Below are 11,481 nucleotides of genomic sequence, written 5' to 3'. Positions count from 1 at the left end.
CCTTTAAGTACGCTGCGCGCCGGTTCTCAAACTCCACCATTTTCGGCTCGCCATAACCAAAATATGCCTCATGCTTCGCCGTCGGGGGGCGGGTGAAGCTCCAGGCCGCGCCGGAAGCAATTCCGGCGCGGTTCTGTTTTATTAGATCGCCGTGCGGCGGGCGTGGTCGAGATAAATCTCGCGCAGGCGTTGGGCGACCGGACCGGGCTTTCCCGTGCCAATGGTCTTGTCGTCGATGACCGTGATCGGAGTGACGAATGTGCCAGCGCTCGTAAGGAAGGCTTCCTTGGCCGCGTAGGCTTCGTCGATGGTGAAGAGGCGCTCTTCCAGCTTCATGCCGGTCTCGGCAATCAGTTGCAGCAGCGACAGGCGTGTGCAGCCGGGCAGGATGGCGTTGCTGTTGGGGCGCGTGACGACGACATCGTCGTTGGTGACAATATAGGCCGTGGACGATGCGCCTTCGGTGACATAGCCGTCCTCGATCATCCAGGCTTCGTCGCAACCGGCATTCTTGGCGATTTCCTTGGCCAGCGCTTGCGGCAGCAGGCACACCGTCTTGATATCGCGGCGCTTCCAGCGCAGATCATCCAGCGAGAGTACGCGCGCGCCGGTTTTCAGCGCGGGCTTGTCGAGCAGATTGGCTTCCTGCGTGAACAGAACGACCGATGGCTTGATACCTTTACCCGGCACAAAGTCGCGGTCGCGGCCATCGCCGCGGGTGATCTGGAGATAGACCATGCCTTCAACCAGATTGTTGCGGCGCACCAGCTCGCGCTCAATCGTGACAATCTCGTCTTCGCTCAACGGCATCGGAATCCCGATCTCACCGGTGGAACGGCGTAGGCGTGTCATATGCGGGCCGCTGTCGATCAACTTGCCTTCCAGCACAGCTGTCACTTCATAAATGCCGTCGCCGAAAAGGAAGCCTCGGTCGAAAATGGAAATGCGGGCATCGCGCGCGGCAACATAGTCACCGTTGACGTAGACAATACGGTTCTCGAGGTCTTCTGCTGTAACGGCCATGGTGGAATCTGTCCTGAAAAGAAAGGGCCGCGACGAATGTCGCAGCCCTTTCATAATTCACCCGATATTCTCAAGAAACCGTTATTTTCAGGCAGCCTGCCTGGCTGCTTCAATGGCTTCGCTGCGGATTTCTTCCGTCAGTTTGAGGCGCAGTTCGGAAAATTCCGGGCTTGCCTTGACGTGGTAGGAACGCGGATGCGCGATATCGACCGGCGTGATCGATTTGATCTTGCCCGGACGTGCGGTCATCGTGACCACGCGCGTGGCCATGAAGATTGCTTCTTCGATATCGTGCGTGACGAAAATCACAGTCTTGTGCTCGCGTTCCCAGATGCCCAGCAGCAGTTCCTGCATCAGGCCGCGTGTCTGGTTGTCGAGTGCGCCGAACGGCTCGTCGAGCAACAGGATTTTCGGATCGTTGGCCAGTGCGCGGGCAATGGCCGTGCGCTGCTGCATGCCGCCCGAAAGCTGCTTCGGCCAGTGATTTTCAAAGCCGCGCAGCCCCACCTTGTCGATATAGCTGTCGACGATTTCGCGGGCTTGCTTTTCCGGCATGCCCTTTTCACGCAGACCGAAGCCGACATTCTGACGAATGGTGAGCCATGGAAACAGCGTATAGGACTGGAACACCATGCCGCGATCAGCACCGGGGCCGGTGACCGGCTTTCCTTCCAGCGTCACTGTGCCCGTCGTCGGCTTGTCGAGACCGGCAATGATGCGCAGAAGCGTGGACTTGCCGCAGCCTGAAGGGCCGAGAATGGTGACGAAGTCGTTCTTCGGGATGATGAGATCGGTTGCTTGCAGCGCCAGCGTCGGCTTGCCGCCGTGCACGCCGGGGAAGGTGCGGCTGACGCCCTTAACAACCAGTTCCTGATCGGTCTTGGCAGCCATTACGCGAACCTCCATGCAAAGAGCCAGCGGTTGAAATATTTGAAGGCGAGGTCGGAAATCAGGCCGATCACGCCGATGATGATGATGCCGAAAATGATCTGGCCGGTGGCCATCAGCGCCTGACTGTTGATGATCATATAGCCGATGCCCGACGATGCGCCGATGAGTTCGGCGACGATCACATAGGTCCATGCCCAGCCGAGCACGAGACGCAGGGTTTCGGCAATATCCGGTGCGCTGGCAGGCGCGAGTACGCGGCGGATGATGCCGCTGTTGGACGCGCCCAGCGTATAGGCGGCTTCCACCAGATCGCGGCGTGTATTGGCGACGATGCCTGCGATCATCAGGATGATCTGGAACACGGCGCCGATGAAGATGACGAGCAGCTTCTGCGTTTCGCCGATGCCAGCCCAGAGGATCAGGAGCGGCACGAAAGCGGAAGCGGGCAGATAGCGCGCAAAGGAGACGAAAGGCTCCAGCAGCGCTTCGATGGGCTTGTAAGCGCCCATGGCCACACCGACCGGAATGGCAACGATGCTTGCCAGCACGAAGCCGCCCAGCACGCGCCAGACCGTCATGCCGATATCGGACAGGAAGCCCTGATTGGCGATGAGGTCATAGCCGTCCTTCACCATGGTGATGGGATCGGCAAGGAAGGTTGCGGAGACAAAGCCGCCAAGCGTGGCAATGCCCCAGAACACAAAAAATAGAATGAAAAACAGGATGCCCAGTAAGATCCGGGTCGTGTTGCCTATCGGCTGCAAAGGCTGCATGACATTGTCCGTTCAGTCGCGCGCCCGTCTTCGAAGAGAGACGGAAGGGGAGAGGTCGGTCCGGGCGTCGCCGCCCGGAACAGCACTCACTATCTGTTCTGAACACTTTGCCCGAAAGGTGTTTCAAACGTTTCGGGCAGTGTTCCAGAAAGCGATCTTACTTGATGAAGCTCGTATCCACGATCTCTTCGAGGTTCGGCTTCGTCTTGATCACACCAGCCTGCAACAGCAGATCAGCCGCTTCGGCGTTGAATTCTTTGAATTCGCTGTCGAAGAACTTGTGGTTGGCGGCCTTGTCCTGCCAGCGCAGATATTCAGCGGATTCGCCAAATTCCTTGCCCGACTGCTTCACGTCCTTGCCCATGATTTCATAGGCCTTGTCCTTGTCGGCGGCGATCATATCCAGCGCTTCGAAATAGCTGTCGGCAAGCGCCTTGGCTGCTTCCGGGTTCTTTTCGAGGAAGGCTGGGGTGCAGCCGACCGTGTCCATGATTGCCGGGTAGTCGAGCGTGGTAGCGAGGATCTTGCCCTTGTCAGGCGCAGCGCGCACGGTCGACAGATAAGGCTCATAGGTCATGGCGGCGTCGTTCTGGCCAGCGACAAAAGCCTGTGCTGCCGGTCCTGGCTCCATGTTGACGACCTTTACGTCCTTCATCGTCATGCCGTTCTTGGCGAGCATGAAAGCCAGCAGGAAGTAAGGCGAGGTGCCCGGCGCGGAGGCGGCAACCGTCTTGCCCTTCAGATCGGCGAAGGAGTTGACGTCGGCGCGAACTGCAATGCCGTCAGCACCATAGGACTTGTCCATCTGGAAAATCTGCTTGGACTTCACGCCCACTGCGTTCCAGACGATCCAGGTTTCGACAGTGGTGGCGGCGCACTGAATGTCGCCCGATGCCAGCGCCAGATGGCGGCTTGCCTGCGGGATTTTGTTCAGCGTGACGTCCAGTCCGTGCTTTTTGAAAATGCCGGCTTCCTTGGCCAGCGTCAGCGGCGCGAAGCCGGTCCAACCCGACAGGCCGATGGAAACGGCGGTCTCAGCCTGAGCAGCTGAGGCAAAGGCGAATGCTGCGAGCGCAACACCTGCAAACCACGATTTTTTCATGAATAGTACCCCTTTTATGTGTTTATAAGCCTATACATATCGATCTCAGCAAATTAGCAGGACCGTTTTTCCTGTCCAGAGAGGCCGACAAAGATTTCTTTGCGGGCATTTCTGGCGGGAATTTATTTAAGCAACTGATTCAATTGCGATAATTGTTATCAGGAACAGGTCTCCCTTACCCTTAAGTTCAACGGAATTTGTGACAGGCGCAGACAGGATCGCTGCATCATGCGGACCGAGATGCGCGAGTCCGGCGTCGGTGTGGAGTGCAAATTCTCCTTCTGCACAGAAAATAAGCAGTGTTTGGCCCTTGGTCCCCGGTTCCAAGGTCGCGGCAGCATTGCTCCCGGTGATGCGGCGGACGCGATGCGTATAGCGCGTGCGTCGGGTCATGACATTGAGGTCGGTGATGGCGGAGCCGATCAGGCGCGCAGCCGAATGGCTGTCTGCCGCAAAGGCCAAGGGTGCACTGTCGCGGGTGAGGGTGCTCTCCTCTCCTTCGACATCGAGCACAATGCCATCGCCTTCCAGCACCGACAAGGTGCGGTCGATGCCGGGAAAGACGGAAAACGGGCCGTCACTTGCGACGGTCGCCATGGAGATGCGCCAGTCGAAATCATCGACTGACGCGCCTTGCGGGTGGACGGCGATCTCAACCGTCACGCCGCCGCCGTTTTTCCACGGCATGCGGCGATGATTTTCGGCTTTGAGAAGAGTGACGGCCATTCGACCTCAGTTCCCCAGAATGCCGGGCAGGCGCAGGCCCTGCTGCTTGGCCCAATCGAGCGCTTCTTCATAGCCCGCATCGGCGTGGCGCATGACGCCGGTGGCCGGGTCGTTCCACAAAACGCGCTCCAAACGGCGGTCGGCATCTTCCGTACCGTCACAGCAGATGACCATGCCCGCATGCTGGCTGAAGCCCATGCCGACGCCGCCGCCGTGATGCAGCGACACCCATGTCGCGCCGGAAGCGGTGTTGAGTAGGGCGTTGAGGAGCGGCCAGTCGGACACGGCATCCGAACCGTCCTTCATGGCTTCCGTTTCGCGGTTCGGCGAGGCGACGGAGCCGCTGTCGAGATGGTCGCGACCGATGACGATAGGCGCTTTCAGCTCGCCATTGCGGACCATTTCGTTGAAGGCGAGTCCGAGGCGATGGCGGTCGCCAAGGCCGACCCAACAGATGCGCGCGGGCAGGCCCTGAAACGCGATGCGTTCTTTCGCCATGTCGAGCCAGTTGTGCAGATGCTTGTTGTCCGGCAGCAGTTCCTTCACCTTGGCATCGGTCTTCGCGATATCTTCCGGATCGCCGGAAAGGGCCGCCCAACGGAACGGGCCGATGCCGCGGCAGAACAGCGGACGAATATAGGCAGGCACGAAGCCGGGGAAGGCAAACGCGTCTTCAAGGCCTTCTTCCAGTGCCATCTGGCGGATATTGTTGCCATAGTCGAGGGTCGGGATGCCCATGTTCCAGAAATCGACCATCGCCTGCACATGCAGCTTCATCGAAGCGCGCGCGGCTTTTTCGACAGCTTTCGGATCGCTTTCCTGCTTGGCGCGCCATTCGGCGACGGTCCAGCCGAGCGGCAGATAGCCATGCACCGGATCATGCGCGGAGGTCTGGTCGGTCACGATGTCCGGTTTCACGCCACGCTTGACGAGTTCCGGGAAGATTTCAGCCGCATTGCCGATCAGGGCGATGGACTTTGCCTCGCCTGCCTTGGTCCAGGCATCGATCCTGGCCAGCGCTTCGTCGAGGCTGTGGGTCTTCTCATCGACATAACGGGTGCGCAGACGGAAATCGGCGCGGGTTTCGTCGCATTCCACGGCGAGGCAGCAGGCGCCAGCCATGACTGCGGCCAGAGGCTGCGCACCGCCCATGCCGCCGAGGCCGCCGGTCAGAATCCACTTGCCGGTGAGGTTGCCGTCAAAATGCTGGCGACCGGCTTCGACGAAGGTTTCGTAAGTGCCCTGAACGATGCCCTGCGCGCCGATATAGATCCACGAACCGGCGGTCATCTGGCCGTACATGGCGAGACCCTTCTTATCCAGTTCGTTGAAATGATCCCAGGTCGCCCAATGCGGCACGAGATTGGAATTGGCAATCAGAACACGCGGCGCATCCTTGTGGGTGCGGAAAACGCCAACCGGCTTGCCCGACTGCACGAGCAGGGTTTCGTCTTCATTGAGCGTCTTGAGGGTCGCAACGATGCGGTCGAAATCGTCCCATGTGCGGGCAGCGCGGCCAATGCCGCCATAGACCACCAGCTCATGCGGACGCTCGGCCACATCAGGGTCGAGATTGTTCATCAGCATGCGCAGCGGCGCTTCGGTCAGCCAGCTCTTGGCATTGAGTTCGTCTCCGCGCGGCGCTCGGACTTCGCGCTCGTTATGGCGTGGGTTCGACATGGTGTTCTCCTCAGGATTTCAGGTCGCGCGCAAGCTTTTCCAGCCGCTGCAAAAGGGTTTTGAGATGGACGCGCAGCTTGTCAGCCTTGGCCTCGTCATAGGCGAAGGGAACGGCTTCGGTCGCAAGATGGGTTGATTGGGCAAGCTCCATCTGGATGGCGTGGACTCCGGTTTCAGGCCTGCCGTAATGGCGCGTCGTCCAGCCGCCCTTGAAGCGGCCATTGAGGATCGACGTGTAACCTTGTGCCCCGGCGGTCACTTCGACAGCTGTGGCCTCGATCTTCGGATCGCAGGTCTTGCCCATATCCGTGCCGATGTTGAAATCGGGCAATTTGCCTTCAAACAGGAACGGAATATGCGAGCGGATCGAATGGCAGTCATAGAGGATGGCAACGCCGTGGATCGCCTTCACACGTTCGATTTCGGCAGCCATTGCCTCGTGATAGGGCTTGTGAAAACGCGCCGTGCGCTCGGCAATATCGGCCTCGGTCGGTGCCTCTCCATCCTTCCAGATCGAAAGCCCGTCAAAGTCGGTTTCCGGGATCAGCGCCGTCGTGTTTTGACCCGGATAGAGGCTTGCGCCCGCCGGATCGCGATTGGCGTCTATGCAATAGCGATGGAAGGTTGCACGCACCATGGTCGCGCCGTCGATGAGGCCGTCATAAAGCTTGTGAATGTGCCAGTCGGTATCGGCAAGAATTTTGCCAGTGTCGTTGAGACGCGCCCAGATATCCTGCGGCACATCGGTTCCGGTGTGCGGCAGGCCGATAATGACCGGCGATGTTCCCTGACGAACTTCAAACGGGCTCATGATCACGCCTCCAGCGCAGGTAGGATGCCGCTCGAAACCGCACCGGCAAGCGCACCGTCAGCCACCAGATCGGCGGCATTCTTGAGGTCGTCGGCCATATAGCGGTCGTCTTCCAGTGTCGGCACGCGCCCGCGCAACACGGCAATGACCTTGGCCAGTTCCGGGCTGGTGGTCAGTGGCTCGCGCAGCTCGACGCCCAGTCCGCCGGTCAAAGCCTCGATGCCGATGATGGCATTGAGATTGGCTGTCATCTGCAACAGGCGGCGCGCACCATGGCAGGCCATGGACACATGGTCTTCCTGATTTGCAGAGGTTGGCGTGGAATCGACGGACGCCGGATGCGCCATCTGCTTGTTTTCACTCATCAGCGCGGCAGAGGTGACTTCCGCAATCATCAGACCGGAATTCAGTCCCGGCTTGCGGGCAAGGAAGGCGGGCAGGCCGAAGGACAGCGCCGGATCGACCAGCAGCGCGATGCGGCGCTGGGCGATTGCGCCGATTTCACAGACGGCAAGCGCAATCTGGTCGGCGGCAAAGGCGACAGGCTCGGCGTGGAAATTGCCGCCCGATACGGCGCGTCCGTCCGAGAGAACCAGCGGATTGTCGGTAACCGCATTGGCTTCGATTTCCAGCGTGCGGGCGGCCTGTCGCAGAATGTCGAGGCAAGCGCCATCGACCTGCGGCTGGCAGCGGATGCAATAGGGGTCCTGGACGCGCTGATCGCCTTCAAGATGGCTCTGGCGAATGACCGAGCCTTCGAGCAGGGCGCGCAATGCACGACCGGCATCGATCTGGCCCTTATGGCCGCGCAGCGTGTGAATTTCCTCGTGGAAGGGCGCATCCGATCCCATGGCGGCATCGGTGGACAATGCGCCGGTGATCAGAGCCGTCTGCGCTGCGCGATGGGCGCGGAAAAGCCCGGCCAGTGCGAGGGCCGTCGATGTCTGCGTGCCGTTGATCAGCGCCAGCCCTTCCTTGGCTGCAAGCACGACCGGCTTCAGCCCAGCCTTTTCCAGCGCCTTTGCGCCGGAGAGGCGTTCACCCTGATAGAAGGCTTCGCCTTCGCCGATCATGGCCGCAGTCATATGGGCCAACGGCGCAAGGTCGCCCGACGCACCGACGGAACCCTTTTCCGGGATCATCGGGATCACGCCTTTTGCCAGCATGTCTTCGAGAAGCGTGATGACTTCAAGCCGCACGCCGGACGCGCCGCGACCGAGCGAGATCAGCTTCAGCGCCATGACGAGGCGTACGATATTGTCCGGCAGTGCGTCGCCGACGCCGCAGCAATGCGACAGGATCAGGTTGCGCTGGAGCGTGGCGACATCGCCGGGCGCAATGCGGATCGAGGCGAGTTTGCCGAAGCCGGTATTGATGCCGTAAACCGGCTCGTCGCCTGCTGCGATTTCTGCAATGCGCGCGGCTGCCTTTTCGACACCGGCATGAAATGCGGGGTCGATGCGGACGGGAACCGCATCGCGATAGATCGTTTCCAGCGTTTCAAGCGGAACAGAACCGGGCTTGAGGATAATGGTCATGAAAGGCTCCGTTGGGTTCCCGTATGGGCCATGCCCATACGGACGATATTGAAGCGCATCCCGAAAAGTGTGAAACGGTTTTCGGAAAAGATGCGCGTTAAAACAAAGAACTAGAGCGCCGATCTGATATAATCAGATCGAAATGCGCTCTAAATTTGGCCTTTGAAAACCCGCTTCCACAGCGGGTTGAAGCCGATACGGTAGACGAGTTCGGCGGGGCGCTCGACGTTCCAGATGGCCAGATCGGCATCCTTGCCAACTTCCAGCGTGCCGGTCTGGTCGAGAATGCCAAGGGCACGCGCGGCTTCACGGGTGACGCCCGCGATGCACTCGTCAACCGTCATGCGGAAGAGCGTTGCGCCCATATTCATGGTGAGCAAAAGCGAGGTCAGCGGCGATGTGCCCGGATTGTTGTCGGTGGCAAGCGCCATCTTCGTGCCCGCAGCGCGGAAGGCCTCGACCGGCGGCTTCTGCGTTTCGCGGATGAAGTAGTAAGCGCCGGGAAGCAGCACAGCCACTGTTCCGGCCTTGGCCATGGCGGCAGCACCTTCCGCATCGGTATATTCGAGGTGATCGGCGGACAATGCGCCATAGGACGCGGCGAGGGCTGCGCCATGCAGATTGGAAAGCTGGTCGGCGTGAAGCTTGACCGCGATGCCATGCGCCTTGGCTGCATCGAACACGCGGGCGATTTCATCCGGCAGGAAAGCGATGCCCTCGCAGAAACCATCCACCGCATCGGCCAGATGCTCGGCTGCAATGGCGGGCAGCATGTCATCGACGATCTTGTCGACATAGGCCGTCTTGTCGCCATTCATTTCCGGCGGCAGTGCGTGTGCACCTAGGAAAGTGGTGCGGATTGCCACGTCGCGTTCGTCGCCGAGCCGACGGGCGGCTTTCAGCGACTTGATTTCGCTGTCGCGGTCGAGACCGTAACCGGATTTGACCTCAACGGTGGTGACGCCTTCGGCAATCAGCGCATCGAGACGGGGCAGGGTTTCGCGCACCAGATCATCTTCGCTGGCAGCGCGCAGGTTCTTGACCGAGGAAACAATGCCGCCACCAGCCCGCGCGACTTCTTCATAGGAAGCGCCCTGCAAGCGCAACTCGAATTCGTGGGCGCGATTTCCGGCATGAACGAGATGGGTGTGGCAATCGACGAGGCCCGGCGTGATCAGCCGGTTTTCGCAATCGATTCTATTATAAGAGGCATAGGCATCGGGCAGAGCGGATTGCGGGCCGACATAGGCGATCAAGCCGTCCTTGACCGCAAGCGCCGCATTCTCGATGAGACCGAGACCGCCCGCGTCTTCGTCCAGCGTGGCAATGCGCGCATTGATAAAAACGATGCTTGAATTCTTGAGCATGAGCGTTTTCTCGCTTCCCCTGTTTTTTGATAATGTATATACATATTAGTGAAACAGCCAAGAGAAAAAATGCGCAGACAAGCGATCTGTTGAAAGATGGCATTCTAGCGCGAAAACTGTTCAACGGCTTTCGCGTTAAAATGCCCAAAACAATGAGCCAGTCTGTGCGGGAACATTCGAGGAGAACCGATCCATGTCAGCTGTCACGCCCGAACTGCGTTTTATCCATGCCGGTCAGGCGCTTCTCGACAATGGCTGGGCCGAGAATGTCCGCATTGGCATTGCCGGTGGAAAGATAGCCTCGCTGGAGGTGGATAAGGCTGCCGGGGCAGGGGATGAGCGCCACGCGGCGATTGTTGCAGGTGTGCCGAACCTGCACAGCCATGCGTTCCAGTATGGGATGGCCGGGCTCGCCGAAAAGCGCGGACCGTCTGCCGATTCGTTCTGGAGCTGGCGCGAGATCATGTACAAGTTTGCGCTCACCATGTCGCCTGAGCAGGCTGAAGCGGTGGCTCTGCGGCTTTATGTCGACATGCTGGAGGCCGGGTTCACCCGCGTCGGCGAGTTTCATTATCTGCACCATGATCGCGACGGCACGCCCTATGCCAATCTCTCCGAAATGGCTGACCGCATTGTCGCTGCCGCAAAGGCGGCGGGCATCGGCCTGACGCTGCTTCCGGTTTTCTATGCGCATTCGGGTTTCGGCGGCAGCGCGCCCAATGAAGGCCAGCGCCGTTTCATCAATGATCCGGACCGCTTTGCGCGGCTGATCGAAGGCTGCAAACAGGCACTGTCGGATTTCGACGGCGCGGTTTTAGGCGTCGCGCCGCACAGCCTGCGCGCGGTGACGCCGGATGAACTCAATCTGGTGACGAAGCTTCTGCCCGAGACGCCGGTGCATATCCATGTGGCTGAGCAGGTGAAGGAAGTGGAAGACAGCATCGCCTGGTCGGGCAAGCGTCCGGTCGAGTGGCTTCTCGATAATCAGGACCTGTCGTCGCGCTGGTGCCTGATCCACGCAACCCATATGACGGACGACGAAACCCGACGCATGGCCAGGGCCGGGGCGATTGCCGGTCTTTGCCCTGTGACGGAAGCCAATCTCGGCGACGGAACCTTCAATGCAACGGTGTTTGCGGAAGCGGGTGGCCAATTCGGCGTCGGTTCGGATTCGAATGTGCTGATTGGCATTGGCGATGAATTGCGCCAGCTGGAATATTCGCAGCGCCTCCATCATCGCGCCCGCAATGTGCTGGCCGAGAGTGAAGCTTCCACGGGACGCGCCTTGTTTGATGGTGCTGTGCGCGGCGGCAACATCGCGATGGGGCGCGCCGATGACGGGTTGAAGCCTGGTGCTTCGGCGGATCTTGTCGCGCTGGATACCGAACGTCTGCCGCACGCCAAGGGCGATGCCGTGCTGGATGGCTGGATTTTTGCCGGTCGCGCGCGGATCAACGATGTGTGGGTACGCGGCGTGAAACAGGTGCAGGACGGACGTCACCGCTTGCGCGATCAGGCCGAGCGTGCTTTCCAGAAGGCAATAGGCGAGTTGCTCGCCTGACGCATTTCC

Annotated in this window: 10 protein-coding genes; 1 reads left to right on the top strand and 9 read right to left on the bottom strand. The window is 59.9% G+C overall.

Translation table 11 applies throughout. The features are described from left to right. Positions 1–141 precede the first annotated feature (141 nt). The 9 genes from QBD01_RS20125 to hutI form a co-directional block, all read right to left on the bottom strand. A complete protein-coding gene (locus QBD01_RS20125; RefSeq protein WP_280994241.1) occupies positions 142–1,023 on the bottom strand; it encodes a D-amino-acid transaminase in 882 nt (293 codons plus the stop codon). Positions 1,024–1,110: 87 nt separating this feature from the next. Beyond that, a complete protein-coding gene (locus QBD01_RS20120; RefSeq protein WP_280994240.1) occupies positions 1,111–1,914 on the bottom strand; it encodes an ABC transporter ATP-binding protein in 804 nt (267 codons plus the stop codon). After that, on the bottom strand, positions 1,914–2,687 hold the full coding sequence (locus QBD01_RS20115; RefSeq protein ID WP_280994239.1) for an ABC transporter permease: 774 nt from the start codon (positions 2,685–2,687) through the stop codon (positions 1,914–1,916). Before QBD01_RS20115 ends, QBD01_RS20120 begins: the two co-directional genes overlap by 1 nt. Before the next feature lie 157 nt (positions 2,688–2,844). Continuing rightward, on the bottom strand, positions 2,845–3,789 hold the full coding sequence (locus QBD01_RS20110; RefSeq protein ID WP_280994238.1) for an ABC transporter substrate-binding protein: 945 nt from the start codon (positions 3,787–3,789) through the stop codon (positions 2,845–2,847). Positions 3,790–3,915: 126 nt separating this feature from the next. Beyond that, a complete protein-coding gene (locus tag QBD01_RS20105) occupies positions 3,916–4,515 on the bottom strand; it encodes a HutD family protein (protein WP_280994237.1) in 600 nt (199 codons plus the stop codon). A gap of 6 nt (positions 4,516–4,521) precedes the next feature. Then, entirely contained in the window at positions 4,522–6,195 is a 1,674-nt protein-coding gene (gene hutU / locus QBD01_RS20100) for a urocanate hydratase (RefSeq protein ID WP_151591125.1), read from the bottom strand. Between the two features lie 10 nt (positions 6,196–6,205). Next, positions 6,206–7,006 (bottom strand): N-formylglutamate deformylase, encoded by an 801-nt coding sequence (gene hutG, locus QBD01_RS20095; RefSeq protein ID WP_280994236.1) that lies wholly within the window; start codon positions 7,004–7,006, stop codon positions 6,206–6,208. A 2-nt stretch (positions 7,007–7,008) separates the two neighbouring features. Then, positions 7,009–8,544 carry a histidine ammonia-lyase gene (hutH, locus tag QBD01_RS20090; RefSeq protein ID WP_280994235.1) on the bottom strand — a complete coding sequence of 512 codons (1,536 nt, stop codon included), beginning with the start codon at positions 8,542–8,544 and terminating at the stop codon, positions 7,009–7,011. Positions 8,545–8,693: 149 nt separating this feature from the next. Then, positions 8,694–9,911, bottom strand: coding sequence for an imidazolonepropionase (gene hutI, locus QBD01_RS20085; protein WP_280994234.1), 1,218 nt, complete (start codon positions 9,909–9,911; stop codon positions 8,694–8,696). Positions 9,912–10,104: 193 nt separating this feature from the next. Here hutI and QBD01_RS20080 point away from each other — a divergent pair, with 193 nt between their 5' ends. Beyond that, complete coding sequence (locus tag QBD01_RS20080; RefSeq protein ID WP_280994233.1) at positions 10,105–11,472, top strand: formimidoylglutamate deiminase; 1,368 nt, start codon at positions 10,105–10,107, stop codon at positions 11,470–11,472. Positions 11,473–11,481: the final 9 nt, after the last annotated feature.

This window comes from Ochrobactrum sp. 19YEA23 (assembly GCF_029909865.1).
In the GTDB taxonomy this organism is placed as follows: Bacteria; Pseudomonadota; Alphaproteobacteria; order Rhizobiales; family Rhizobiaceae; genus Brucella; species Brucella gambitense.
The sequence above is the reverse complement of the archived record's forward strand: the minus strand, read 5'-3'. Positions and strand labels throughout refer to the sequence as shown.

What these genes read in the sequence shown, in the direction of transcription:
- QBD01_RS20125 (WP_280994241.1), bottom strand. Translation starts at nt 1,023, where the DNA reads ATGGCCGTTACAGCAGAAGACCTCGAGAACCGTATTGTCTACGTCAAC.
- QBD01_RS20120 (WP_280994240.1), bottom strand. Translation starts at nt 1,914, where the DNA reads ATGGCTGCCAAGACCGATCAGGAACTGGTTGTTAAGGGCGTCAGCCGC.
- QBD01_RS20115 (WP_280994239.1), bottom strand. Translation starts at nt 2,687, where the DNA reads ATGCAGCCTTTGCAGCCGATAGGCAACACGACCCGGATCTTACTGGGC.
- QBD01_RS20110 (WP_280994238.1), bottom strand. Translation starts at nt 3,789, where the DNA reads ATGAAAAAATCGTGGTTTGCAGGTGTTGCGCTCGCAGCATTCGCCTTT.
- QBD01_RS20105 (WP_280994237.1), bottom strand. Translation starts at nt 4,515, where the DNA reads ATGGCCGTCACTCTTCTCAAAGCCGAAAATCATCGCCGCATGCCGTGG.
- hutU (WP_151591125.1), bottom strand. Translation starts at nt 6,195, where the DNA reads ATGTCGAACCCACGCCATAACGAGCGCGAAGTCCGAGCGCCGCGCGGA.
- hutG (WP_280994236.1), bottom strand. Translation starts at nt 7,006, where the DNA reads ATGAGCCCGTTTGAAGTTCGTCAGGGAACATCGCCGGTCATTATCGGC.
- hutH (WP_280994235.1), bottom strand. Translation starts at nt 8,544, where the DNA reads ATGACCATTATCCTCAAGCCCGGTTCTGTTCCGCTTGAAACGCTGGAA.
- hutI (WP_280994234.1), bottom strand. Translation starts at nt 9,911, where the DNA reads ATGCTCAAGAATTCAAGCATCGTTTTTATCAATGCGCGCATTGCCACG.
- QBD01_RS20080 (WP_280994233.1), top strand. Translation starts at nt 10,105, where the DNA reads ATGTCAGCTGTCACGCCCGAACTGCGTTTTATCCATGCCGGTCAGGCG.